This window comes from Paenibacillus sp. EKM301P, from assembly GCF_011800295.1.
Classification (GTDB): Bacteria; Bacillota; Bacilli; order Paenibacillales; family Paenibacillaceae; genus Paenibacillus; species Paenibacillus polymyxa.
Map to the genome: position 1 here is coordinate 974186 of NZ_JAALFM010000001.1, position 26530 is coordinate 1000715.

The 26530-nt window shown below is 44.2% G+C and carries 18 protein-coding genes and 1 pseudogene; 7 read left to right on the plus strand and 12 right to left on the minus strand.

All coding sequences use genetic code 11. The features are described 5' to 3' along the window. Window positions 1-46: 46 nt before the first annotated feature. The gene (locus HFD99_RS04420; RefSeq protein ID WP_016821824.1) at window positions 47-1084 is read right to left on the minus strand and encodes a LacI family DNA-binding transcriptional regulator; all 1038 of its coding nucleotides are present in this window, start codon (window positions 1082-1084) and stop codon (window positions 47-49) included. A 341-nt stretch (window positions 1085-1425) separates the two neighbouring features. Between HFD99_RS04420 and HFD99_RS04425 the strand changes: the two genes are divergently transcribed. Beyond that, complete coding sequence (locus HFD99_RS04425) at window positions 1426-2478, plus strand: 2,3-butanediol dehydrogenase (RefSeq protein WP_016821825.1); 1053 nt, start codon at window positions 1426-1428, stop codon at window positions 2476-2478. Between the two features lie 169 nt (window positions 2479-2647). Here HFD99_RS04425 and HFD99_RS04430 read toward each other — a convergent pair whose 3' ends face one another. After that, window positions 2648-4642 (minus strand): AraC family transcriptional regulator, encoded by a 1995-nt coding sequence (locus tag HFD99_RS04430; protein WP_123797492.1) that lies wholly within the window; start codon window positions 4640-4642, stop codon window positions 2648-2650. A 332-nt stretch (window positions 4643-4974) separates the two neighbouring features. Here HFD99_RS04430 and HFD99_RS04435 point away from each other — a divergent pair, with 332 nt between their 5' ends. Both HFD99_RS04435 and HFD99_RS04440 read left to right on the plus strand, forming a co-directional pair. Further along, window positions 4975-6318, plus strand: coding sequence for an amino acid permease (locus HFD99_RS04435; RefSeq protein ID WP_016821827.1), 1344 nt, complete (start codon window positions 4975-4977; stop codon window positions 6316-6318). Between the two features lie 7 nt (window positions 6319-6325). Then, window positions 6326-7489, plus strand: a complete 1164-nt coding sequence (locus tag HFD99_RS04440; RefSeq protein WP_123797493.1) for a VanZ family protein — start codon at window positions 6326-6328, stop codon at window positions 7487-7489. Between the two features lie 142 nt (window positions 7490-7631). On the opposite strand, the gene HFD99_RS04445 is transcribed toward HFD99_RS04440, so the two are convergent. From HFD99_RS04445 to HFD99_RS04480, 8 genes are all read right to left on the minus strand, one after another. After that, complete coding sequence (locus tag HFD99_RS04445) at window positions 7632-8285, minus strand: nitroreductase family protein (RefSeq protein WP_016821829.1); 654 nt, start codon at window positions 8283-8285, stop codon at window positions 7632-7634. A 50-nt stretch (window positions 8286-8335) separates the two neighbouring features. Beyond that, entirely contained in the window at window positions 8336-8728 is a 393-nt protein-coding gene (locus tag HFD99_RS04450; RefSeq protein ID WP_026065410.1) for a MarR family winged helix-turn-helix transcriptional regulator, read from the minus strand. 283 nt (window positions 8729-9011) lie between these two features. Beyond that, the gene (gdhA, locus tag HFD99_RS04455) at window positions 9012-10388 is read right to left on the minus strand and encodes an NADP-specific glutamate dehydrogenase (RefSeq protein ID WP_019688217.1); all 1377 of its coding nucleotides are present in this window, start codon (window positions 10386-10388) and stop codon (window positions 9012-9014) included. 417 nt (window positions 10389-10805) lie between these two features. Then, window positions 10806-12197, minus strand: a complete 1392-nt coding sequence (thrC, locus tag HFD99_RS04460; protein ID WP_123797494.1) for a threonine synthase — start codon at window positions 12195-12197, stop codon at window positions 10806-10808. Window positions 12198-12412: 215 nt separating this feature from the next. After that, complete coding sequence (locus HFD99_RS04465; RefSeq protein ID WP_123797495.1) at window positions 12413-13756, minus strand: TldD/PmbA family protein; 1344 nt, start codon at window positions 13754-13756, stop codon at window positions 12413-12415. Window positions 13757-13759: 3 nt separating this feature from the next. Continuing rightward, window positions 13760-15154 carry a TldD/PmbA family protein gene (locus HFD99_RS04470; protein ID WP_123797496.1) on the minus strand — a complete coding sequence of 465 codons (1395 nt, stop codon included), beginning with the start codon at window positions 15152-15154 and terminating at the stop codon, window positions 13760-13762. Window positions 15155-15558: 404 nt separating this feature from the next. After that, window positions 15559-15864 carry a hypothetical protein gene (locus tag HFD99_RS04475; protein ID WP_029515560.1) on the minus strand — a complete coding sequence of 102 codons (306 nt, stop codon included), beginning with the start codon at window positions 15862-15864 and terminating at the stop codon, window positions 15559-15561. Window positions 15865-16219: 355 nt separating this feature from the next. Continuing rightward, window positions 16220-17092: an AraC family transcriptional regulator gene (locus HFD99_RS04480; RefSeq protein ID WP_031461979.1), complete on the minus strand. Its 873-nt coding sequence runs from the start codon at window positions 17090-17092 to the stop codon at window positions 16220-16222. Window positions 17093-17464: 372 nt separating this feature from the next. On the opposite strand from HFD99_RS04480, the gene HFD99_RS04485 reads away from it, so the two are divergent. Further along, window positions 17465-18337, plus strand: a complete 873-nt coding sequence (locus HFD99_RS04485; RefSeq protein ID WP_123797497.1) for a copper amine oxidase N-terminal domain-containing protein — start codon at window positions 17465-17467, stop codon at window positions 18335-18337. 804 nt (window positions 18338-19141) lie between these two features. Here the strand turns inward: HFD99_RS04485 and HFD99_RS04490 are convergent. Further along, a complete protein-coding gene (locus HFD99_RS04490; RefSeq protein ID WP_031461980.1) occupies window positions 19142-21382 on the minus strand; it encodes a carbohydrate binding domain-containing protein in 2241 nt (746 codons plus the stop codon). A 200-nt stretch (window positions 21383-21582) separates the two neighbouring features. Between HFD99_RS04490 and HFD99_RS04495 the strand changes: the two are divergent. After that, a pseudogene (locus tag HFD99_RS04495) lies at window positions 21583-21834 on the plus strand (phenolic acid decarboxylase); the annotation flags it as partial. 171 nt (window positions 21835-22005) lie between these two features. On the opposite strand, the gene HFD99_RS04500 reads toward HFD99_RS04495, so the two are convergent. Beyond that, a complete protein-coding gene (locus HFD99_RS04500) occupies window positions 22006-22173 on the minus strand; it encodes a hypothetical protein (RefSeq protein WP_017426816.1) in 168 nt (55 codons plus the stop codon). Between the two features lie 595 nt (window positions 22174-22768). On the opposite strand from HFD99_RS04500, the gene HFD99_RS04505 reads away from it, so the two are divergent. Both HFD99_RS04505 and HFD99_RS04510 read left to right on the plus strand, forming a co-directional pair. Then, a complete protein-coding gene (locus tag HFD99_RS04505; RefSeq protein ID WP_167440811.1) occupies window positions 22769-25981 on the plus strand; it encodes a CdiA C-terminal domain-containing protein in 3213 nt (1070 codons plus the stop codon). 1 nt (window position 25982) lies between these two features. After that, window positions 25983-26510: a hypothetical protein gene (locus HFD99_RS04510; RefSeq protein WP_031461983.1), complete on the plus strand. Its 528-nt coding sequence runs from the start codon at window positions 25983-25985 to the stop codon at window positions 26508-26510. Window positions 26511-26530: the final 20 nt, after the last annotated feature.

Below are 26530 nucleotides of genomic sequence, written 5' to 3' on the forward strand. Positions count from 1 at the left end.
ATTCATCCATGGTTATAACGGAATAGGGTTCAGAGCTAGACTTACTTTACTCGTCATGCCCAACCGTAGGCTTACGGATCACGGAGACGCTGGATTCCCTGACAATCAAACGAGGCTCAAACTGTATACGCTCATAATCCCCCACGGTCTGTTCCTGAATTCGCTTAAGCAGCAGTTCCGCAGCCAGGCGTGCCACCTCTTCCCCCATGATAGAAACTGAGCTGATCTGCGGGGTCGTTACCGTAGCCCACAAATTGTTATCAATACCGACCACTGCAACCTCTTGCGGTACTTTTACACCCAAATCCTTAAAGCGGTTTACGATTCCTATGGCCACCATATCATTAACTGCATAAATCGCATCCGGCATATTTTTCAAGCTGTAAAAATAATCGGCTGCCCGTAGCCCGGTCTCGAAGGAAAAGTCATCGCCAAAGTATACAAGCGAGGGGTCCACATGCTGGAGAGACTGCTCATAAGCAAAGTATCTCTCTTCGATTTTGTCCTTCGCCGCACCTGCATAAGCAATTCTCGTTCTTCCGATTTTAAGCAAATGCTCCATCACAAGTCTTCCCTCTTGCCGGGCCAGACTGACGATATCCGCTTTGACGTCTTCACCCAGCTTCTTGCCATAGTTAATAATAGACACGGGAACGTTCGCTTTGTTAATCAGATCAACCAACATTTTGGGATACGCCAGCGGCATAATGATGAGCCCGTCTACATGCAGCTTCTTAACCTCACGCACCGTTTCAAGCTCCATTCTGGCATTCCCGGCCGTATTGATCTGCACGACACGATAACCGTGCTGCTTGGCGGCCTGTTCTACGGACCAAGCAATCTCTGGAATGATCGCGTTACGGATATCCGGTACAGCCAGCGCAATTTGGCGTGTCTGCCGCACCTTTAGACTCTGAGCTGAAGTGTTAGGCGTAAAGCCCATTTCTTCAATCACTTGCAAAATAAATGCCTTCGTCTTGGGGCTGATGCCCTCGCTATCGTTAATAGCCCTGGAGACAGTCGCAATACCGACCCCTGCCCGCTTGGCTACATCCTCTATGGTTACTTTCTTTTGCTCTGACACACCCAAAATCCTTTCACGCTCGGAATCGTTTTCTCTCTATGAACATAAACTCTCTAATATAGATATTATACCACAGAATGGGTCTCTAAAAATTGAATTCGTTTTCTTCTAGTCTCTTCCTCGCCTGAATAATTCGTAAAAACTCTTTTGTACAGAGCAGTAAGTCAAATATAGCGCCATAGTCACAAGTGATTATATTCACAAAAAAATCAAGTGCTTTTTGCATTAATTTGGTTTGACAATGTGTAAAAATTGTGACATATTATTTTTCGGAAACGTTTCCTTATTCATTCACTTTTATAGCGGCAATGATCATATATTCATCAAGGAGATGACAAGACATGCAAGCATTGAGATGGCATGGAGTAAAAGATTTACGTTTGGAAAACATTGAGCAACCCGCTGCTCTTCCGGGGAAAGTAAAAATTAAAGTGGAATGGTGTGGCATTTGCGGAAGTGATCTTCACGAATATGTAGCAGGACCGATCTTCATTCCTGAAAACGCTCAGCATCCACTGACTGGCGAAAAAGCTCCGATTGTGATGGGACATGAATTTTCTGGACAAGTCGTTGAAATCGGTGAAGGCGTAACCAAGATTCAGGTTGGCGACCGTGTAGTCGTAGAACCGGTTTTTGCATGTGGAGAATGTGATGCATGTAGACAAGGCAAATATAACCTTTGCGATAAAATGGGCTTCCTCGGTTTGGCAGGCGGCGGCGGTGGATTTTCTGAATATGTCGCAGCTGACGAGCACATGGTCCACAAAATTCCAGAAAGCGTATCTTTCGAGCAAGGCGCTTTGGTAGAGCCTTCGGCCGTTGCTTTGTACGCTGTACGTCAAAGCCAACTGAAAGTCGGCGACAAAGCTGTCGTGTTTGGCGCTGGTCCTATCGGATTGCTGGTTATTGAAGCGTTGAAAGCTTCGGGCGCATCTGAGATTTATGCAGTAGAGCTTTCCGAGGAGCGTAAAGCTAAAGCTGAAGAGCTGGGTGCTATTGTGCTTGATCCTAAAACTTATGATGTTGTGGAAGAGCTGCACAAACGGACTAACGGTGGCGTAGATGTAGCCTATGAAGTCACTGGAGTACCTCCTGTGCTGACTCAAGCTATTGAATCCACTAAAATTAGCGGACAAATCATGATCGTCAGCATTTTTGAAAAAGAAGCTCCGATTAAACCGAACAATATCGTTATGAAGGAACGCAATCTGACTGGTATTATCGGCTACCGCGATGTATTCCCGGCTGTCATCAGCTTGATGGAAAAAGGGTATTTCCCTGCTGACAAGCTTGTGACCAAACGTATTAAGCTCGAAGAAGTGATCGAGCAAGGTTTTGAAGGTCTCCTGAAAGAGAAAAATCAGGTTAAAATCCTGGTATCTCCGAAAGCCTAATATCGAAAAAAACAGATGTCTGCCCTGTGCAGGCATCTTTTATTATAAAACCAGGTTGCACGGCAAGCGTCCATGTAAATGAAAAGACAAAACAGCGCTCTCCTACTATGGTCTCTGCCGTGAAGTAAGAATAGCGCTGTTTTATTATAATCTAGATGATTGAGTTACATTATTTCATTACATTTTTCAGAACATCATCAATCATTTGACTGTTTGCAATTGTACCTGTATACAGCCAGCTGGAATCCTTGCCAAAGTCGTATACATGGCCTTCTTTGACTGCCGGAATTCCTGCCCAGACTGGATCTTTAATAATCTCATCCTTGCTCACATTTTTGCTGTTCACGATAAAGATATAATCAGCGTTCAGCTCAGCCAATTTTTCCAGGGATAAATTGCTCCAGTTCGCCTTGGCCGTTTTGGAAATTTCCTGTACGACCTGTGGAATCTTGAATCCCAAATCCTTGTACAATACATCACCGCTGGATAAATTCTGGTTCACCACATATACGTTTTTATCCGTTACCCACAATGCCGCAGCCGTTTTTTGTCCTACCGTCTGACTGAGCTTGGCTTTCGCCTCTGCTGCTTTTTTGTCGTAATTGCTTAATGCCTGCTTCGCTTCACTGCTCTTATTCAGCACCTCACCCACGGTCAGCAGCTCTTGGCGCCAATCATTATTCATATTACTGCCCACAACGTAGGTTGGAGCAATTTTGGAGTATTGATCATATTTGTCGCCTTCCACCATGCTCGCACTGTCCATAATGATCAAGTCAGGCTTGAAGTTCAGAACCGCCTCGAACGGAAGATCTGAAGCGATGGCAGGAACATCTTTCAGTTCTTTTTGCAGGTAAGCTTGAACTGAATTTTTACCCACCGACCATTGGGCTACCGGTTTAACACCCAACGCCACCAGATGATCCTCCAGATAAGAAGCGAGCACACGCTGAGGCTGAGCCGGAACCTTCACCTCATGCCCAAGTGCATCCTTCAGTACCCTTTCCTGTGATGCTGGTTCTGCTGATGTATTATTGTTCCCTTGCGAAGCGCCATCGGTTGCCGTAGGACTGGATGTGCCTGAGCACGCGCTCAGCAGCAAGGTAAAACTAAGCAATACAATAAATGCCATGGAATGCTTTGTGTTTCTATTCATTTGTAAAATCCCTTCGTCATGGTTTTGATAATGATTATTATCCTCAATACCAGTATGCAGGGCGTCACTTATCGAATCAATGGAACATTCAGACAGTCTTGATGGATTATCCAGACGCATATCACTAACAAAAGCAGATGAATATAAGCTGTCCCGATAATGAACCGGGGATACGCCAGTATATTTTTTGAATGCCCGGCTAAAGAAATAGACATCTGAATACCCCACACTCACAGCAATATCCTGCAAAGTGGCATCCGTCTTCCGTAAAAGCTCCTTCGCCTTGTCCATCCGTAATTGAATCAAGTACGTAATCGGGCTACTATCCGTTTGTTTTTTAAATAACCGGGTCAGGTGTCGCGGACTACATTCCAATAATCCGGCCAGACGTTCCAGCGTGATGGACTCCGCATAATGAGCCTGTATAAACCGAATCGCCTGTGCCACCACGTCTCGCGTAGAAGTCCGAGCCTGCGGTTCCTGCGATTGGCGCATACATTCATATGCAAAATCATAGAACCGACCCTGCGCCTGAACTTTGGATAACGCCTCTTGATCTTGCCAGGCGTCGGCCAGTAGTTGCAGCTTTTGATATAGTATAGCCGGATAGGGCGGTATGAAACCATAAACTGATGAAGGTTGGTGATACACTGTGTGTCTTGATAAAGAAGTCGCTTTATATAGTACAAGAATATATTCGATCCCGCATGATGAAGGCTTTATATTCAGTTCAAAGCCTTTGCTGCCATGCAGTACATATCCTGAATGGGATGCATCCTTCCAATCATCAGCCAAGCGCACGCTACCCTGTAGCATAAACACAAAAGCATGCGCTGGGAGACGATATAATTGAACCAGCTCTTCCGCTTCCAGTCGAATGTGCCGGACATCCATGACACGGATCGACGAATGAAGCCATACGGACAGCAGCTTGTTCAGTTCATCAGCTTCATGCCCCTTGCTCATCCCGGAATGAGAACCTGTCTGCTTTTGCCGATCCTGCTTCACGTATCAAAGCCTCCGCTTCATAAATTCATACTTTTTTCCAAACCAACCTCATTATATATCATCCTTTACTTTGGCTACCATGAAACAATTATTCCCGCGCGAAACAAGGTGAATATAACATAAAGACAGAATGATATCGATATTACAACAATCGTCAACAATATCATTCTGCCTCTGCTTCTACATTTTTTCCTCTATCTATTTTAATCTCCCTACCAGATCCTATTTCTTTCATTTCCTAATTGGATATTTTCATGTAGTATAAGTCTAATTGAAGTAACCCTGCTTGGGCTATGCTGAAGCTGTACACTATGATGAAGGAGGATTTCATATTGAAATCAAATGAAGCAACTTTACACAAAAAGCTTCGACCACGGCATATTACCTTTATGGCTATGGGTGGAGTCATCGGGACGGGTATTTTTAAGGGGAGTACCGAAACGATTAGCTTGGCAGGACCTGGAGTTATTTTATCCTATGTCTTCGCAGGACTGCTGCTCTTGGTCGTTATGGGTGCGATTGCCGAGATGGCTACCGTCTACCCCAACATGAATATGAAGGATTTTATTCGCAAGGCTTTTGGAGAACGACTTTCTTTTATTATCGGCTGGTTGTATTGCTTCATGTGGCTGGCTGTCTGTGTCATTGAGGTCATTGCCGCGGGAAGCTTCCTGCAATATTGGCTGCCAGATGTCCCTCTATGGCTCCTCAGTTTAGCGAGTGCGGCTTTCATTATTGTCGTCAACATGCTGAGTGTCGGCGGTTTAGGGGAGCTGGAGTTTTGGCTGGCAGGCATTAAAATTGCCATGATTATTATCTTCATTGCCTTGGGTGGCTGTATACTGTTTGGGATTATCCCCACTGAAACTCCACCTTATTTAAGCAACTACGCTCAGCACGGCGGGTTTTTCCCCAATGGCTGGCTGGCAATCTTTTCGGCATTGCTGGTCGTTACCTTTTCTTACGGAGGGTCTGAGCTGATCGGATTGACGTTGACGGAGACTGAAAATCCAGAAAAGGTACTGCCTAAAGTGGTTAAAAGCTTTATTCTTCGGGTTGTTTTGTTCTATACGCTGCCTATTCTCATTATTTGTGGCTTGATTCCCTGGAACCAACTGGATGCAAGTACCAGCCCGTTTGTACAGGTATTGTCTTCTGTAGGGCTTCAAGGCTCAGCTCATGTCATGAACTTTATTCTGATCACTGCTGTACTGTCAGCCGCCAATTCGGGAATTTACGGGGCTACACGCATGCTCCATTCGCTGGCGATTAATGGAGAAGGTCCCAAGTCACTCGCTCGCCTGTCTTCAAATGGAGTTCCGGTGAACAGTCTCAAACTGTGCGCGGTCATCCTGATTGTTGGCTCCATGGTCGCATACGTCGCTCAGGACGGGCTGTTCCGTATTTTGATGGCTGTACCTGGCTTTGTCGTGCTACTCGTCTGGAGCTGCATCTGCCTGTCCCAATTGAAACTGCGCAAATCTTATCCAGTGGAGCCTACCTTCAAGATATGGGGATTCCCTTATGTGACGGCGGTTACGGTCGGATGCCTATGGGTCATTGCCTTCCTGTTCTTGATTGACCCGCAAAATCGGATCAGCATCAGCGTATGCGTGGCTTTCATGGCATTTTTGGTCATCTGGTCTTTGGTGAAGTTCCGGAGAAAGCAGGCTTAAACAGCTCATGATTCAATCTTATCTGTTTCCCGTTTCATATGCTTTTCTGGCCTTCCCTGTTGCTGCGTTATTGTTTACACTTCCGTTCCTTATCGTGCAATATCGCAGACATGGCTATATTCACAAGGCTAGAGCGTGGTTGCTTTACTTGATGCTTTTATACTTGATGAACGCCTTCTTTTTGGTCATACTACCGCTTCCGGCATCGCGTCATAATGCAGCTTTGACCGGGGGAGCTTTGCAGTGGATGCCCTTGCAGTTCGTGCAAGACATCATAAGAGAAACATCCGTCTCACCTGCTCATCCCTCCAGTTATGTGCATCTGCTGAAGGAGCGTGCTTTTCTGCAAGTGGTTTTTAACGTGATGATGACCATGCCTTTCGGTATGTTCTTACGTTATTATTTCCGTGCACGATGGGGATGGTGCCTGATTTTGTCCTTCACCCTGTCTCTCTTCTTTGAGGTGACACAGCTGACAGGATTGTACGGATTTTTTGACCATGCGTATCGTGTATTTGACGTGGACGATCTGATGGCTAATACTTTGGGCGGTATGCTGGGCTTTCTATTGGGCGAATGGTTTTCACGCTTTCTTCCCCGCTTGGAGCATCTGGACAAGCATGTGGACATTACAACCAAACGGGTGTCCTATACGAGACGAGGAGTAGCCTTTTTAGTGGATTCTATCCTTTGGACGGGGTTACTCGGCATCACGGAGTCCCTGCATGTATCTGCTGCTTTCTGGATTTCCAGTGGGATATATTTTATGGTGGTTCCTTATCTGACGAATGGACGAACTCCAGGGAAATGGCTGGTACGTATTCATCTTACAGGGAGAGGAAAACGAGTTTCCCTGTGGGAGCTCATCAAGCGGTACAGTCTCTTGTACTGGTTGTATTTTGGACTGAATTACGTACTGGGTGGACCTGTGCTGCGGTCTCAAGTGTCCCCTTGGGTAAGTGTTCTGATCGGTCTTGTGCTGTTGGTGTTGAACGGATGGTTCTTTCTCCATCTGGTCATACGCCTGTTCAAGAAAGCACCGTTATTTTATGAGGAGCTTAGCCATACTTCTCACCAGATTATATGGCCCAAGCGTGATCATCCACCTCAGTATGACACTGCTGACTCTGGACAGACACCAGATGCAAATATAGGTCAAGGATCACCCTAAGACTAAAGGACGTCATCAATTCCCGAATCAGCGTTACATCCGGCAAACTAAAAACAGGCGGAGCAAAGGAATGTCCTTTGCTCCGCCTGTTTTTTATGTTGCGTATATTTTTATGTTGTATATAGATGTTAGTTCGTTTCCCTTATTTCCACTGTGCAATTTGATCAATCGGCAAACGTGTGGACGGGTGCCCCTCGTTGATTCCTTTACCCATCGAAATGAGCATAACAGGAACATAACGATCTTTGTCCATACCAAAGGCCTCGGCAATTTGATCCTTTTCATAACCACCGATAGCGTTGGTATCGTAGCCATGAGCGCGTGCCACCAGCATAAGCTGCATAGATACCAAACCACCGTCGATCAGGACCGTTTCTCTGTTCACAACTGGATCAAGGGCAGCAAAATGGGCTGTTACTTTTTCCTGTTGCATTTCTTTAATGTCTTGTGGCATATAGCCCAGTTCTACAGCTTCTCCGAAGATTTGTTCGAAATTATCAAAGTTGTTCAGATCCCCAAACACAGCGATCACGGCCGAAGAGGTCTCCACTTGACGTTGGTTGAAACGAGCCAATGGTGCCAGGGTTGCCTTACCTTCTGGGCTGTCAATCACAAGGAAACGCCAAGGTTGCAGATTAATGGATGATGGTGCACGTGTAGCTTCCGTCAAAATCTCAGTCATCTCCTCGCGGCTGATCTTCACGGACGGATCGTATACTTTTACCGAACGGCGTCCCAATGCGATTTCTTTAAAATCATTCGTTTTTACAATATTGGATGTATTCGTATTACTCATTCCAATCTCTCCTTTGTTCCTCTGTGGGTAAATGTAAAATTACAATGTTGTCAGTCCATACTGGATATATGACTATTCATCACTTGCAGCATATCAGCTAGCTGCTGCCGCTGGGTCTCGTCGAAGCTCTGTAGCAGCTGAGCTACAAACTGCGAGCGCTCCTGCTTAAAGATGACAATACGCGCACGCCCATAATCGGTTAGGCTTACCAAGGTAACCCTGTTGTCCTCTGGCTTCGTGCGTCGTGTGACCATTCCTGTCGCTTCCAGTTGCTTCAAATGACGCGTAACGGCTGCAGCGTCAATGCCAACCTCTTTTTGCAGCAGCGTTTGACTAATCTCCTCCACTTGATACAGCTTGCATAATAGCTGCAATCTGGATGCACTGACTCCTGCACACCGCTCGAACTTGGAGCTAATCTGCTTGTTCAGTAGCAGCAGCATATCAAAAATATAATCAGCCTCGGATGGTGTCTGGGTGATATCAATCTCTCCTCCCTTTAGCATATCGCTGGGCCTCGTGATCCAACCCTTGATCCATCAATTATTGATCTATCAAGTAATATACATCCTCTTTAGCAATAAATCAAGTCCCTGAGAAAAATAAAGTGCCTCATGCCAAATAAAAGCTGAGCGACTCACACGGAGCCGCTCAGCTTCAATTTTGCTTTTATTAGCTAGGTTATTCAATCATTGTACAATGGAGAAAAGGAATTGTGACGTTGAGTTAGATAATTCCGTGAGACAGCATAGCATCAGCCACACGCACAAATCCGGCGATGTTCGCTCCGACCACCAGATTGCCTGGCACGCCGTATTCCTCAGCCGCCTTCACGCTGTTAGCATAGATATTTTTCATAATATCATGCAGCTTGGCATCCACTTCCTCAAAGGTCCATGACAGGCGCATGCTGTTCTGCGACATTTCGAGCGCCGAAACCGCTACTCCGCCTGCATTAGCAGCTTTGGCTGGTCCAAACAGAACTCCGTTCTCCAAAAATACTTCAATGGCCTGTAGCGACGACGGCATATTGGCACCTTCACCGATAGCTTTTACGCCATTACTTACCAGCAACTGTGCTGCTTGCTCGTCGATTTCATTCTGTGTCGCACATGGCAGTGCGATGTCGCATGGGATTGACCAGATTCCCGAGCAGCCTTCTGTATAGATTGCGCCTGGACGCTCTTTTGTATACTCGCTAATCCGCAGACGATTCACTTCTTTAAGCTGCTTCACCAGCTTGAGATCAATACCGTCTGGATCATAGATATAACCATTCGAGTCACTACATGCCACGACTGTAGCACCGAGCTGCTGTGCTTTTTCAATCGCATAAATGGATACGTTCCCCGAGCCCGACACAACAACACGTTGTCCTTCAAAGGACAAACCTTGAGCTTGCAGCATCTCGTTTACAAAATACACACAACCGTATCCAGTCGCTTCTGTTCGTGTGAGACTGCCTCCGTAATGAATCCCTTTACCTGTCAGGACGCCGCCTTCATGTCCTCCGCGAATCCGCTTGTACTGCCCGAACATGTATCCGATCTCACGGCCGCCTACACCAATATCCCCTGCCGGAACGTCGGCATCCGGGCCGATATATTTATACAGCTCCGTCATAAAGCTTTGTGTAAAACGCATCACTTCGTTATCTGATTTACCTTTGGGGTCAAAATCCGAACCGCCTTTGCCACCACCGATAGGAAGACCCGTCAACGCATTTTTGAAAATTTGCTCAAAACCCAAAAATTTGACGATACCCAGGTACACAGATGGATGGAAGCGAAGTCCACCTTTATAAGGACCAATCGCACTGTTAAACTGTACGCGGAAGCCACGGTTGACCTGTACATTGCCTGCATCGTCTACCCAAGGTACACGGAAGGTAATGACACGTTCTGGCTCCACCAGCCGTTCCAAAAGCCCCTGCTGCATATACTTAGGATGCTTAGCCAATACCGGAATTAGCGAATCCAAAATTTCTTTGACGGCCTGATGGAATTCATTCTCATGAGGATTGCGCGCGATAACCTTCTCAAAAACGGACTGCACATATTCGGCTGCTGCTTGTTGACTCTGCTCTGGACGGATCATGGTCATTATTTAATACACCCCTTTTATAATTAGCCCCTCTGTTAAATGACGGAATGACTTTTATTCTGCACCTTCGAGAGTGGAACTTTATGTATTCATAAAATTTAGTTAACTATACATGATTTTTTATATAAATACATCCAATTTCCCTATAAAAGATTTTTGTATCCTTCATTAAATAACTCTATGAACCTACCACTGCCTGTTATATTCCTAAAGCCAAATCCCTTGATTTACGGGCTTTTTCACGATTTCTAAGGCTCTAACACCTTACTCTATGTGGCATTATAATGTGAACAAATTGAAACTAAAACATACATCATATCTGGAAAATATGGATATAAAAAAGGAGGCTAGCGCCCAGGGCGCAGCCTCTTTCCCATCCGTAAGAATGTAACAACTCACCATTACGGAAATATTCTGTTACACATAAAAGGCTTCAAGCTGACGCACAATTTCGGCCTCGTCATGCTCTATCACCTGCTGGTATTGCGGCTTGGAGAACAATTGTTCAATTTGCGCCGGGAACTCTTGCTTAATGTCCACCAGACGGATCGCCTCATCGAATTTGGCCGGATGTGCTGTCGCAAAGGTCACACAGACTTCGTCTGCGCCATTATACGCCTCATACGCGGCAATACCGCAAGCCGTATGCGGATCGAGCAAATAATCGTATTTAGCTTTATATTTTTTGATCAGCTCCAGACACTGCTCATTCGAAGCACCCAGCGCTTCAAAATCCTGCTGGACACGTTTCAAATCCTCTGCACCGATCACAATCCGTCCCTCTGTTTTGAGGTTATTCATGTATTCAGATACCTTGGCTGCATCCTCTCCGAGGAAGTAGTACAGGTATCTTTCGAAATTACTTGCCACCTGAATGTCCATGGAAGGACTGTATGTGCTTTTGAAATCGCCCGGCTGGTATTCGCCTTTCTTCACGAAGCGCTCCAAAATATTATTTTCGTTCGTGGCAATGATCAGCTTATGGATGGGTAGACCCATTTTCTTCGCAAGAAAGCCGGAAAAGATATTGCCAAAGTTGCCGGATGGCACGCTGACATTGATTTTCTTCGTACCCGCAGACTCCTGCGCCCGGAAATAAGCATAGAAGTAATATACCGTCTGCGCCAAAATACGCACAAAGTTAATCGAATTAATCGCCCGCAGATGATGTTTGGCTTTGAAGTCCAAATCTGCAAACAGGTCCTTAATTACTTTTTGACAATCGTCAAAGTTCCCTTTTACAGATAGATTCAGCACGTTCTCATCGTCTACTGTCGTCATTTGTAGCTCTTGTACCTTGCTCACTTTTTGATGCGGATGCAAAATACAGATTTTGATGCCTTCCTTGCCACGCACGCCTTGAATCGCTGCTGCTCCCGTATCGCCCGAGGTTGCACCCAAAATATGAATAATCTCATTCTGCTTTTTGGACACATAGGAATAAAATTCACCCATAAATTGCAGCGCCACATCCTTAAACGCAAACGTAGGCCCATGGAACAGCTCCAAAATAGACAGGGAATCGTTGATCTTCTTCACTGGCGTAACTTCCGGATGACGGAAGCTTACATAACTGCGCTCCACCAGCTGTTCCAAATCTTCGCGAGGAATCTCATCATTGATATACAGCGCAAAAACTTCCAGCAGCAGCTCTCTGTAGCTCAATGTCGCCCATTGCTCCAGCGTAGCTGCCGACACGGTCGGAATCTGCTCCGGCACCATTAGTCCTCCATCGTCAGCTAACCCCATGAGCACAGTATCAATAAATCCCTTGGCTTCTACGCGACCTCTAGTGCTTATATATCTCATATACATCCCCCAATAAAAATTCAATTCGAACCTTTTTTCGAATATATTATTGTCTATAATACCCTGTCGCGGTGCTGTAACCAAGCCTTTTTTTCATATTTTAAAGACTTTCTCCTACTTTACCATACCCCGATGCATCAGGCATCTGTCATTGCTAGACAATCAGAACGTCAGGAACAGGTCGTAAGTCTGAAAAAAGAAGGCTGCTCCAGCCATTAGGAGCCTGAAATCGAAAGTGCAGCCAGCTTGAGCGAAGGAGATGTGCAGCTTCCTGTAAAATGCAAATCGTTGCCAACTTCCTCTACCTGCTGTAGTACATCAAAGAAGTTGCCTGATACGGTAATCTGATTGACCGCTCTGACCACTTGCCCTTGCTCAATCCAGTATCCCAAACAAGCCAGCGAAAAGTTACCAGACGCCGTATTCGTACCTGCATGCAGCCCTTGCAGCTCGACGATCATCAGCCCACGATCCGTCTTGCGAATCATGTCCTCCAATGTAGACGTGCCTGGAGCCACGTACAGATTATGATACGACACCCCGATTTTACCGTTATAGCTGCCTTTGGAAGCATGAGAGGTACTCTGTACCCCAGCCTTGCGGGCCGTCTTGCGGTTATGGAAATACGTCCGCAGTTCGCCATCCTTGATGATCTCGTTGCGGCGTGTCGCACTGCCTTCCGCATCAAACGTGCTGCCTGCCGGAACGTTCTCCATTAGCGGATCATCGATCAGCGTGATATGTTCGCCTGCCACCTTTTGCCCCAGCTTCCCAGCCAAGCGTGAAAAGCCTTTATCCACCGACTCCGCAGAAAATACCGACGTATAGGCAGCCAGCAATTGCGCGGCTGCATCATGACGGAAAATGACTGGATAGTTATCCGATTGGATCGTGTGCGCACCCAGCTTGGAAACAGCCTCTTTTACAGCTTTATGCGCCACATCCGCAATATCGATCTCCTCCACGCTCCGCAGCGAATAATCATGCCAGCCCCCGGTAACCGTCTCGCCATGATCTGCTGCAATCACATATACATAAGCGGTCGCCAGACTTTTGTGACGATGACAATGCAGTCCTTTGGTATTCACAATCAGGACCTCATTCTCACGAACGCTGACCGAGCAATGTCGAGCCATCACGATTCGTGGATCTGCGGCAAGCGCTGTACGCTCCATTTCCAGCGCCGCTTCGATCAGAATCTCAGGAGCTGTGTCGACAAGCGTTGAGGCATAAGCAGGCTGCTTAGGGTAGCTCTCAGAGCCTACAAACAGCTCATCCTGCTCCTCGCTCTCCAATATATCCGCGTTGCTACGTGCTTCTTCCAATAAAAAGTCGATCACATCTGGTTCCAGCTTCTCCGTAGAGGCATAGCCCATTTTTCCGTTAATGACGCCACGGAAGGAAAGTCCGCCATTTTCAACGATGGTATATTGGTCAATTTCTCCCTTCAGTACCTTCACCGAGGTAGAACGTCCATTTACATAGTAGATTTCCATATCCGCGTAGCCCATTTCCCGACCTTTCGCGAACAACGCTTCCTGAAATTGCTGAATATTCATTGCCTATTCCCCCTTTCGTCCGCCGACGGTCATTTCGGATACACGAATCGTCGGCTGTCCGCAGTTGACCGGAAGACTTCCACTAACCGAGCCGCACATCCCCTGACCATGATCCAGATTGTTGCCGACCCTATCAATATTTTGCAGGGTTTCAATGCCTTTGCCGATCAGCGTTGCGCCTTTGACCGGCTCGGCAATTTTACCGTTGCGAATCATGTACGCCTCTTCGACTGCAAAATTAAACTCGCTCGTCGAGGTGTTCACCGAACCACCGCCCAGCGATTTGGCATAGATCCCGTACTCCGTATTGGCAATGATCTCTTCACGGGTAGACTCGCCATTCGCAATGAACGTATTGTTCATACGGGATGCAGGCGCAAATTTATAGGACTGTCTTCGTCCTGATCCCGTCGCAGGTACACCCATCTGGCGCGAGCCCATGCGGTCGATCAGATATCCTTTTAAAATGCCGTTCTCGATCAATACGTTGCGCTGTGTCGGTGCACCTTCATCATCGATATTGAGCGAGCCCCACGCATTCGGAATCGTTCCATCGTCTATAGCTGTAACGAGCGGTGAAGCCACCTGCTGCCCGATCTTATTCGCAAACACGGAAGTTCCATGCGCCACCGCCGTAGATTCCAGCCCGTGTCCACACGCCTCGTGGAAAAGAACGCCACCAAAGCCATTCTCAATCACGACAGGCAGTCTGCCACTAGGCGCATATCCCGCTTTGACCATCGTGGACGCAATGCGAGCGGCGTGTCTGGCATTTTCTTCGATATTCAGGTTCTCCAGGAATTCAGTCCCTGCATACGCTCCCGGCCCACGGAACCCGGATTGTCTATGCTCCCCATCAGTCGCAATCGCGCTTATTCTCATGCGAGTATACGTACGGGTATCCTCCACCAGCAGCCCGTTGCTATTGGCGATTAAGACGTTCTGGATTGAATTGCTAATCCCAACAGAGGTTTGCGTGATGGAAGGATCGTATTGGCTTGCCGCCTCATGCGCCCGTCTCATCATGTCGATCTTGGCGCGTTTCTGTGAACCGTCAGGAATGATCGCAATCGGATGTTGGTTAGGGATCGCATGGGGATGGAGTGTAATCGTGTGTGTACCTGGCGCTCCACCGCCACGAATAGCCTTAGCAGCCGATTTGGCCAGTCGGATCAGGCTCTGTTCGCTCATATCGCTGGTGTAAGCATACACCGAGAAATGCTCCTTCATAATCCGAATGCCAATCCCGAAATCCCGGCCCGACAGCGCCGTATCCACGACGCCCCCAGTCATACCCAATTGTCCATTGGTGCGGTCCTCGACGAACACCTCTGCAAAGTCTCCGCCTGTCTCCAGCGCGGCTTGCAGCATATCCTGAATCTGTGTTGGATGTATCATCACGTTCCTCCTCGTTTTTGCCATGTTACATATTGTACGTCTAAGCGATCAAGATCATATGCGGGTTCATGTTTATTTCCCATAACTTTACTATACATGATGTTGGGAGTGGGTGTAACTATCTGGGCGTAGGGTGATTGCGGGGGGAGTGAAGATTTATGCGCGGGGGAGGGAGGGATTGAAATGAGAAAACCCGATCAGACCGAGAAGGGTCATGTCGGGTTTTTGAGCGTTTTGATTACTGGGTGGATTGAGCAAGTAAGTGCATATGAGGCCGCTACGTAGACGGATCATTCTTCCGATCGTTGTTGCCCCCAGATTTTTTTGATTATAGTTTAACGGTAAAAATCCGGGTTCAAAGGCGAACGCTCCGCTTCTTCAGAACGATTCCGTCTCCTCCGCTGCTATGCTTGGGTTTGCTTCATTTTGTTTGCCAAAATACTTTTTTTCAAACGAACTTTAAACAGTTCTCTTCGTAAATCCAGTTCCATGATATGAAGATGATCAGCCGCTTCTTTGACGGTTTCCATGTGAAGTACGCTTGCCTTTTGAGAAATAATAGCCAGCGCATCCCAAATGAGCTTTGTGCATGTTTTAAGTCTCTCTATGTGTTCGTCTTCTTGCTGTACCAAACTTTCGTATTCTTTAGCCGTATTTTCAGATAAGTTTGTATGTTCCACGCTCTTTAGTATCTTAGGTTGGGTATCCAAGTTATCATCTCCTTTAAAGAAAGTGTAGCAAAGGATGATGTCGGATGTGGTACGTAGATACGTAGCAATGGGAGAATAATAGATAAGATTATTATGACAATTTAGTGTGCAAGATAAAATAAGACTCTTTGACATTCCAAGATAAGGATTATATCAAACTTAAAAGTTTTAAAAGTACAACTAAATGAATAGATATTATTTCTATTCAAATCATTAGTCTCGTGAAATAAATTATCCTTTCTTTCACGCCAAATGGCTGTACCTTAAAAGAAATACCTTCTTCACAAAATGAGCTCAATTGTAAAAAGAGCTGCCGAAACAGCTCAAGAAATACCTCATGATCACACGCATTATTTTACTTTTTCAAGATGGGTATCCATATTTCACTTTTGAAAGTCGGTGAGGTTATATCTTTACTCTCATTCCACAGGATTTCCGGACCTTCTATTTGTTCATAGTTTGAGGATGGAAACCATTCGGAATAAATACGCCCCCACACATCTTGTAAAGTATCAGGAAATGATCCGATTGCTTCAAATACTGCCCATGTTGAGGCTGCAACTTCAAGTTGTGTTAGGTTATCTGGACACTCCTTTGTTGTTGCAACGCCAATATAGTGATCAAGCTCCCCTTTTTCCTCCATTCTACCTTCAGAAAAGTTTGTGGATGCGCTAAGCAACCCCATAGGCTCGACATTAGAAATACTTTTAAGATTATTGATCGTTTCACTCTCTAAACTTTCCCACATCGCAGCAATCTCTGGATTGACTCCGTTGAAAATAATGGGAACTCTTTTCTTGATACCAACGATGCAAAATGCCCCTTTTTCTTCAATTCGATAGTTCATTTCACTTCCCCCTTTAATGGATAACTGGAAGGTCATTCGTGGATATGCTTTAAGTGAACGGCCATTAATTCTGGCTTCAGACGGCGTTAATCCATGTAAATTTTGAAAAGCTCTTGTAAAAGAATCTGGTGAATTGTACCCGTATTTAATCGCGATATCAATAACCTTTAGTTTGTTGTCTTTAAGCTCGAATGCTGCAAGAGTGAGGCGTCTGCGGCGGATGTATTCTGATAACGTAACACCTGCAAGAAAAGAAAACATTCTTTTAAAATGAAATTCAGAGCAGTAAGCCAACCTTGCTACCTCTTTAAAATCAATTTCGTTAATCAGGTTCTCTTCAATATACCTTATCGCTTCATTCATGCTCTTAAGCAAATCCACTATATGACCTCCTTCATCAATAGAATAACAGTAGTTGAATGTATCCATCCGACAATTCCTGCGCAATTATGTAGGGTCTATTCTTATTCATAAATTTAGTGCGAATACATTATAATAGAGCGCGTTTGAGGTACTTATCAGGAATAGATGGTACAAGCTCCAGCAAGCGTTTGACTGTCATGGAATTTTAAAGTCGTATACATTCGAGATGATGGAGAGATTCTTGCAAACAAGTCCGAATTATTGGAGCAGTGGTCTAATGCAGAGCAAGTTGGAGAAAATTTATTTAAAACTAAAGAAGGACAAACTATCACTGCTCCGAAGCAAACATGCGACCTAACACAACCTATCTCAATTCACGGGGGTTGAAAAATGAAACGAAAATATTTTTATAGAACGGCCGTATTATCTCTTGTGGTTTTTGTGAGTGCTATATTTGGAACCTCTTCTTTTAACGCTAATGTAGCACCGATTAATCACTCTATTCATATCAATGGAACCTCTTTGCTCAAAGTGAATGATTATGACGTTTTGTACTGCACACCGATTGGTCCCTACGTTAATGAAGAAAAACGTCTCATGGTTCCGCTTCGTTCCGTTACCGAGCTTCTTGGCGCAAAAGTTAATTACAACGGTAAACTTCAGGAAGCAAAAATCAGGTGGAGATCAAACGAAATTGTGTTTCAAAAGGGAGCAAAAACATATAAACTGAACGATACTTCAGCACAGATGGACACTCAGCCCGAAGTGATTCAGGATGCCTTTGTCATTCCGCTTGGGGTATTGCTGAGAAGTATGAATATCCCGTTTGAGTACATGAACAACAAAGTGATTGTAAAAGATCCAGCTTTTGACCAAAGCAAGATTTTTCAAAGAGTAATAGAACTGGATCGAGGAAGATCCATTGTTGACAATCCTTCTGCACTGAGTATTCAAAATTTCAAACTTGTGGAAGAGAAAAACTCAGCAAGCGAAACCAGAGGGAGTATCACGGTGAGTGGGTTAAATGGGACAGGCTCTACGATTAGTGAAGGGAAAGAAGATTTGCACATCATTGGCTTCTTTAATCAAACGGTAGAAATGGATGCAGATTTCGCGTCTGTAGATATCCCGGATCGAAAACGTCTAAAAGTTAATCAGGAAGGTCACGTGTCTCAAAGTCTGTCGTATCTTAAAATAAATGACCCTTTACAGTATTTACTAGCTGCCGGAAGAACATTACAATCGAAGAATGAACGAAAATAGTAATATCCCGTTGGACTGAGCCTTTTAGTTTTGCCAGGACCAAGGAAGCTTGTTTTAATATCTACTGGATAAAATCGTTTAACTGATAAGATTATGTCTTGCACCATGGCTTTTCTTATGCCTATAAAGAAATTATAAAACGTATCTCCATTTTTAACACTATAAATAACTATGACTTTCCATCCTCCTATCAGAGTTAACATACACACTTAAATCGCGGAAGGGCAAAATCCCACGCCAATTGGCCAGATTGGTTTCTCGAAGGATTACAGCAGTTGTACTAACGTAGCAGAATTCTACAACTAAAAGCTCTCACTTAACTCAATGTCTTAAATATTTCATGTCTACATTTGGTCTACAATAAAAGTGATTAAAAACAAAAACCCGCTCAATGAGCGGGTTTCAGTATAGAGGCGTGGGGAGTTTCCCCTCTGTTCCAAACTTTTTTACCAGACATTAAATGTTCCTCAAACCCTACAACAAGACTTCAAGAGCAATTGATTTATTACCCATTAAACTATCAAGCATTATTTCTTAATGTCAACATGTAATGTTATGGTCTAGCCACTCATCTCATCTCGATATAATACTACCACGCACTCCACGTGCCTTGAGTGTACAAAAATGATGACCCTAAGGCCTGGTCGCCCCTTGGCGGAAAATCTATCGTTTTTAGATCAGAGTCTTATGTCTTTCTTTTTTATTTTCTACTGAAAGTGTCCCTCCTGATCCATCTGCCCCAAGGCAGTCTTGGTTTTTCTGACTTTCTGACAATCCTCTCAAACATAAAACCAGTAAAATAATTTATTGCTCAACTACCCCAAAATCATCCACATAAACATATGCTGTACCAGGATTCTTGTAAGCATACACTGTTGCCCTGGTAGCGCCTTCTCCGGTTGTAAAAGGAATGTTTACCATTGTCCAGGATGTACTGTCAGATGTTGCGGATGCATCCGTTCCTTCAAAGCCATTAACGCCAATCTGAATCCGCTCTCCTATGTCTGCCTTAACCCAGGCGGTACACATATAGCTGGTATTAGGACTTAGCCCCGTAAGTACCTGCTCGATACCATCTTCTCCGGGTCCCAATCTAACACTCTTAGAGCCGCTTCTTGGTACCGATACACTTGCAGCAGTATCTGAATATGTTGCCGCCCATGGTGAGATTATCCCTTTCTCGAAATCAGATTGACTTACGTTATTAACATAAAGTAAGCTGACACTCTCAAAAACCGGGTCCGGAGGTGAAGAAAAATCATGCCCGGCAGTCCAGTCAGTTCCACCGAACTCATATGCTCCAATATCCGGTGCCGAACCAACATAATCATTCGTGATTCCAGATATTACAACCCCTGCATTAATAGCTGGAGAAGTAGACTGCAACCTGAAATCATATGCTGTGGGATTCACAAATAACGGATTGGTTTCTGAGGTAATATTATTTCCCTCTATATGAGCACCAGGCAGTGTAAAGGCTGTAGTAAAGATATTGTTGAAAATTCTGTCGCCGTACATATCTGACTGAAAATTACTTCCCCAATATCCTACATTTCCGTTACTGTAGGTGGTATTGTTATAAATCAGGTTAAAATTACTGGGTGTATTCAATCTTATCCCTGTATAGTTTCCCCATACAACATTATGATGCACAGTATAGCCCTTGCTACCGTTATCCAGATAGATACCAGTGCCGGAATAATTCTTTGCCAGATTATCATGGATGTAATTATGATGAATTACCGTCCCTTGCCCATCCCAGGCAAATTCATAGAGTATTCCGCAGTCTTTTGTCAGCTTTCCTGCATTGTACAGATTATTATATTGTATCTGGCTGTTTTGGGTAGGCATAAATATCAGATAACGCCCAGCGTTATATACCGTATTATGACTGATTAGATGGTTTGCCCCCAATAGATAGATTGCCGGAATATCCGCTGCCGAATAATTTGCTTCATGAATAAGATTATTAATTACCTTATTTCCTGTTCCCTCTATACTCACCAGATTACCGGAACTGTAGGTCAAAGTACTGTCTCTAAGCTCATTATTGGTACCGGACATAAATATCCCTGTACTGTATTGTCTGGTAACATCCGAATCATGACTGACATATTCCGCAATCATATTAGAAACTGTACAGTAATTAGAATTAGACATTTTAATGCTGGAGGCAAAGATATTAATTCCGGTAATATTTATGTAAGAGCGGGAACTTAAATCAAATGCATAAGTCCGCTTCTTTGCTTCTACTGTCAAAGTATTCGGATCAACTCCACCAGGTGCCCATAAATAAAGTCTGCCAGTAATGCTGTCATAATACCATTCTCCCGCACTGTCAAGATCTTTAAGATTACCAGTAATATAATAGCTGTTACCGCCTGTCGCTGAAGTATCTATTTGATCAAAGGTAATGGAGCCGTCACTTGAGCTGGTAATGGTACTTTTATAAGATTTGTAGCCTGTTCCCGGAACACTCCAAACCGTTTTGCCAACCCAGTATCCAGGTGGCTGAGTTAAGTCCCCATCCTTGATGGTTGTAGTGGAACCGGAATCAACTGTTGCATATGTTGAATTTAAGGGATCAAGTGTTGATGAATTGGGCCATCTAGCTTCAAATTGCATTTGCTTATTAACAAATATCTGATTTTTTGTTCCAAGGGAACCCCTCATTTCCGCATAATAGATGGATCCGGAGTAATTTTTCCAGCCAGTAACCGGATCGGCACCGGATACCGTTACGTTCTCTCCTGTATAAGCCTCAAAGTTTATGGGTTTTGCAGAAGTTCCGGAAGTATGAAGTGTTACTGTTTCCCGGTATGTACCACCTCGTATGATGCAGGTATCTCCGGCTTTCATGGTATCTGCTGCCTTTTGTATGGTTTTCCATGGATTTGATAGTGTACCGGTCCCAGTGATGTCATTCCCCGTTGTAGAAACATAATATACGGAATTTGCCTTTACAGTTTCCACACCCAGATTAAAAGTAAATACATAAATCATCATAATTACAACTAAAAATCTAAAGCCTGTTCTCTTATTCATCGCTTACCTCCTGGAATGAATTCTATTTTTAGATACGGCTTCTACGCCTGGGCTTAAGTTCACTGCTAGATATGTTATAATATAGAAATTTGTGTATATATAAGCCCTTAATTATTTAATCGACTTATACCGACTTAAAGTTTATGATTCTTTCGGCGAAGCTTCTCCGATACTGAACCCATCCAGCCATTTCATTGACCATGCATGGTATTATTTTCTTTCCGAAATGGGTGCATGAGCATCCAGAGATTAAAGTACGCTATCAAAATGATTTCATCCCTCTGATGGAAGAATCGCGTGAAAAGTATGAGACTTATCCGAAGCATGTAGTTCCTGAATTCGCATATATTACTTTTATTGAAAATGCAGGTGTGAACAACGAGAAGTTGATTGCCCAGGCACCTTACGCGGGCATGACAGATGATATTCGTGCGGGTAAGTTGCAAGCATAGTCAATCAAGACGAATTGAACTGAAAAGCCTGAGCCTGTGCCTCATAACGTAAGACAAATTAAAACACCTACCAACCTGGTCATACCCTGTCTACTTGACAGGGGTATGACCAGATTGGTAGGTGCCCAGCATCTTTTTTAATGTTCTCTATAACCATCTAATCTCCATTGGCTATTCTTCTTTCTCTTTTTCATCATGAAGCATCATCTCTAATACAACATATACAAACTGTGCTCCGTCCTTCATGCCCTGCCAGTACAAAGCTTCATTCTCCAATGCTTGCTTGTAATGATGCTTATCCTCCCATTCCGAGAATTCAGGTCTGTTCACAATATCCATCTCAGAAAGTCTCTTCGGTTCCTCTGGGCAGGGCATTAGGATCAATATTTACGCTAATTCCCAGTCAGGTCAACAACCAGGTTCTCAATCGTACTTTTATCGCTTCCATTATTCCCCGCAAATACATACATCATTGGTATATGTTGACCTTCCCTGCATCTGTTTTATTAAAGTAATTGAACCACAGCAAGTTGATTGCACGTCACAGAAGGGAATAACCTTATTTTATTCAACTCCAAATCCTTACGTTCAAAAATGGTATCCGATCTCGGCACTTGCGTATTACCATATTCCTATATTAAATCATGTTACACTTCCCTCCCGTATCACCTGCTTCCAAAAATAAACATAGTAAATCCCCCAATCAATGGGTCATTCTGTAAACTAAATCTCTCTTTTAACCGATAAATACATATGCTGGGTTGTTTATTAAATATCACCTCTCGTTCCTTTTTAGCGTACAAACCTTGTTATACATATTTATATGGACTCACTGTTGTACTCATCTGCGGCTTCGATAATTCAGAAGCAAATGCAAGATGACGTGCTTCACTTGAAAATACCCATCGCATCTAGAAAGGAGTTATGAACTCACTTGAGCGTATTATCAGATGGGATCGGATATGAAAGCCTACGCTTTTATGGTCCCTTTCAGCCACAACATATCGAACAACTTCAAATAACACGTACCATTAATGATCATGCCTTTTTACATATCAGTGGCATGCTCTCCGAAGAACAGGGAGCGGCTTGTATTGGTCAAAATATGGAGCAAGAGCCGATTGTGATTCGTCAGTTGAATGATCAGGGACAATCGCTGAGAAGGCTGTTCCATGGGATTGTTACACGTATGTCCGTACACTGCGTACGAGGCGTGTATACGTTTGAATTGGAGGCCGCTTCCCATTCGTACCAGATGGATATTAAACGTAAAAGACGCTCCTATCAAGATATTCACCGCACCTATGATGATCTGGTCACAGCACTGGTTCGAAAATATCAGTACGGAGATGCCATTGATACGATAAGCAACCATGCCAAATTGGAGACATTTGTTTTACAATATGAGGAGACGGATTGGGCATTTTTAAAACGTCTTGCTTCTCGCTTTGGTTCCGTCCTTGTGCCAGAGGTAACCGCAGCTTCGCCCAAGGTTTTCTTCGGTATGCCAGAAGGCAAGCAGCATAAGGTGGAGCGGGATGTATTTTATCGAGTACGGAAAACGTTTCATGAGTTGGATGCGGAAAAGCCGGGAGAACGTGCTGGCTCGTATGTCACCTATATGATCGAAAGCCTGCAATACTATGCACTAGGCGACCTTATCACGTTACCTATTGGACAAGGCAAAGAACTGGTCGTGGTTCGAGCAGTGACAACCTTAGCAGATGGCTTACTGTACACCCGTTATGATCTTCAAGCCGAACAAGATATCCGCTATGCCCGTTATGAAAACGATCAGGCTACTGGAATTTCGCTGACAGGAACGGTACTGAAGGTACAACAGGATTTTGTACAGCTGCAACTGGATATTGACCCGAAGCAAGATCCTGCCAAAGCCTGCTGGTTTCCCGTCGCCACCCGTTATGTCGCTGAAGAACATAGTGGCTGGTACGATATGCCTGAGGTTGGGGAACAGGTGGAACTGTATCTGCCTACACACCGCGAACAAGATGCCTATGTCACGGATTCAGTGCGACAACAACGCTACATAAATGATCAGCCGAATGTGAAGGTATGGCAACATGTGCAAGGTAGCTCCGTCGAAATGTCTGAGCACAAGCTGACCCTATCCACCTCCGGTGAATTTTCCATTACACTGCATGAAAGTAGCGGCATTACGATTGACAGTCCCGGGAATGTGCAGATTCAGGGTGGTCACGTCAAGCTTGATGCTGGGCAGGAGCTTTCGCTCGAAGCTGGAACGGCGCTGTATCTAAAAGGCGGAGCCAGCAGTATGGTACTGGACGGTGAGACGGATACCAAGGCTCCAGTGATTTATCAGGAAGGTACGGTGAAAGCTCCTGTTTTCGTAGCTGACCTCCCTCCTGTGCCTGAGCCACCACTCATGAGCATCAAAGCATACGAGGCGGCGCAAGCTGCATCAGCAGCTAGGGATTCATCTAGCAGCCAAGCCTCTACCCCTAAAGCAAAAATCACCATTCCAGCAGAGCTTAAACAGGCAAATGCCTTGATGGGTACGGTGTCCAAGCTATTGGGTTCTATTCCAGTGATGGGAAAAGTGGCTGGCGTTGTTGCAGGAGCTTTAGGCGGACCTGCGGGAGGTATGATTCTGAGAGCAACTGCAGCGATCCCTATTCGGAGCAAAGGAACCCCTACCGTTGAAGGAGCTAAAGGGAACGGTATTCATCCGTTGAAACACTTGGCTGGTTTGGCTATGCAAGGGTTGATTAGTCTACACGAGCATGAGAAAGCTAAACAAGCCTATTATAGTAAATGGATTCTTGGGAAAGTGTTTACGAGCGCCCGTCATATAGCGCATTCCGGAGGCCCATTGGAACTAGTACAGAACCTGCTTAAAGAATCGAATGCCATGGTTCATGCGTATCAGCAGGTTCCGGAAGAAGTAAGAAAACGCTGGAGAGCCGATTACGACAGCCGCATGGCACAGCAACAGCCTAAACAACAAGTTGAGAAGCCTAAGTCTTGGTGGGATCGTTACCTGGAATATACGGGTAGTAGTGCGATGATAAAAAGTCAAATAGCAATGGAACAGGCACACACAGCACAATATGTGACTACAAAGTCGGCAGATAGCCTAACTGAAATAGGAACAGGAATTTATGAAGCTAATATGGAAAGGATCCAAAAACGCTACGATTCAGTTGGTGCATATTTGGATTACTTGTCGTACGGTATTCCTAAGGGAATCTATCAGGCTTATATGGAGCGTGCACGTAATCAGGGGAATTCTGGTAGCGATGCTATCAATTTCGCTACGTTCGGAATAACAGAGACTATACGTGGAGCGTTGACACCTAAAGATCCTTTGTCAGCAGAACATTGGTCCAACATTATTGGTCTAGTAGGGATTGTTGAGGGAACCGGTTCATTTTCCAAGCCGAAACCTACACTAAAATTGCCCGTTAAAGAACCTATTCATGCAGGTCCTAAAATCAAAACAGAGCCACCCCAACCTCCCAACCTGAAGCCTAATAAAGAGATTGAGGGGATGGGTAATTCTGCAAAGATACCTAGAACAGGACCAGAATGGGATGAGTATTTCCGTTCAAGATATGGCGATAATAATGTAGACTGGAAAACTAGTTCTGAATACAACCTATATGGTCCTAATTATATTCCTTATACACCAAAAATCAGACCGAATGCTATCAGTACTAAGCCTTCATTACCTAGAGGGGGGAAACCGGAGGGAAATTATGCTGAAACTAAAGGTAAAGGTAGCCGAGGTTTAGAAAGACAAAATGAAGCTGCAGATGTACTCACAGAACAAGGATATCGTACAACAATGCTTGACGAACTTGATAATGGAAATGGTTATGGTATTGATCCTAAAAAAAGTCCAGATTTCATAATAGAGAGACAAGTATTTGATTGTTACGCTCCTGATACAACTACGAGTCTACGGAACATTCTTGATACACTCAGAGAGAAAACTACAAAACAAGCTAGAAGAATAGTGTTAAATTTAAATGATTATCCTATTGAAAAAAGACGCGAGCTTATTGAAAATTTAAAAAGTCAAACACATAAGGATTTAAAACATTTAGATGAATTGCTAATCATTGAAGATCGTCAAGTAACTAGAGCGTACTGGAGGTTTGAGTAAAATGGACTTTAGGTTATCTATTGGCTCTAATTTGTCTAGAGAAGCCTTGGGAAAGTTGCTTTATAATATGATATGTGAAGTGTTAGTAATGGAAATAAATTTTTATGAAGTGGAAGTAAAAGATTGGTCTGATGCTCGACAGGTTAGTATTAGTTGTACTTATTTTTCTATAAGCATTAATTTAGATGATGAGGATGACTATTTAGAACGTTTTCAAGAAATGAATCTCGAAGATCACGGCGTAGATACAAATGTTCTTATTAGTATTCAATTTATATCACGTACTTTTGACATTGGATGGTTAAAGCTACTCGAAGTTATTGGAAAACTATTGCGATTGAACGATCAAGATTTGGTTGTTGAAGATGATTCCTCATACCCACTATTAAAAAGAATTAAAGGGCGTTTATTTATCAATAATAATCTAGATGAATATCAAACCAGGTATATCACTAAAGAAAATCTAGAGCTACTGAATTATCCTTATTTAGAAGAAGATTTTTTTGAAAATAGCGGGTATAGAAGGTAACTTTTTTCTGTTTATTACAT

Bases quoted from the DNA above. Each gene is read 5' to 3' on its own strand.
- HFD99_RS04425 (WP_016821825.1), top strand. From the start codon at position 1,426: ATGCAAGCATTGAGATGGCATGGAGTAAAAGATTTACGTTTGGAAAAC.
- HFD99_RS04440 (WP_123797493.1), top strand. From the start codon at position 6,326: ATGATTCAATCTTATCTGTTTCCCGTTTCATATGCTTTTCTGGCCTTC.
- HFD99_RS04445 (WP_016821829.1), bottom strand. From the start codon at position 8,285: ATGAGTAATACGAATACATCCAATATTGTAAAAACGAATGATTTTAAA.
- HFD99_RS04450 (WP_026065410.1), bottom strand. From the start codon at position 8,728: ATGCTGCTGCTACTGAACAAGCAGATTAGCTCCAAGTTCGAGCGGTGT.
- gdhA (WP_019688217.1), bottom strand. From the start codon at position 10,388: ATGACCATGATCCGTCCAGAGCAGAGTCAACAAGCAGCAGCCGAATAT.
- thrC (WP_123797494.1), bottom strand. From the start codon at position 12,197: ATGAGATATATAAGCACTAGAGGTCGCGTAGAAGCCAAGGGATTTATT.
- HFD99_RS04465 (WP_123797495.1), bottom strand. From the start codon at position 13,756: ATGAATATTCAGCAATTTCAGGAAGCGTTGTTCGCGAAAGGTCGGGAA.
- HFD99_RS04470 (WP_123797496.1), bottom strand. From the start codon at position 15,154: ATGATACATCCAACACAGATTCAGGATATGCTGCAAGCCGCGCTGGAG.
- HFD99_RS04485 (WP_123797497.1), top strand. From the start codon at position 17,465: ATGAAACGAAAATATTTTTATAGAACGGCCGTATTATCTCTTGTGGTT.
- HFD99_RS04490 (WP_031461980.1), bottom strand. From the start codon at position 21,382: ATGAATAAGAGAACAGGCTTTAGATTTTTAGTTGTAATTATGATGATT.
- HFD99_RS04500 (WP_017426816.1), bottom strand. From the start codon at position 22,173: ATGGATATTGTGAACAGACCTGAATTCTCGGAATGGGAGGATAAGCAT.
- HFD99_RS04510 (WP_031461983.1), top strand. From the start codon at position 25,983: ATGGACTTTAGGTTATCTATTGGCTCTAATTTGTCTAGAGAAGCCTTG.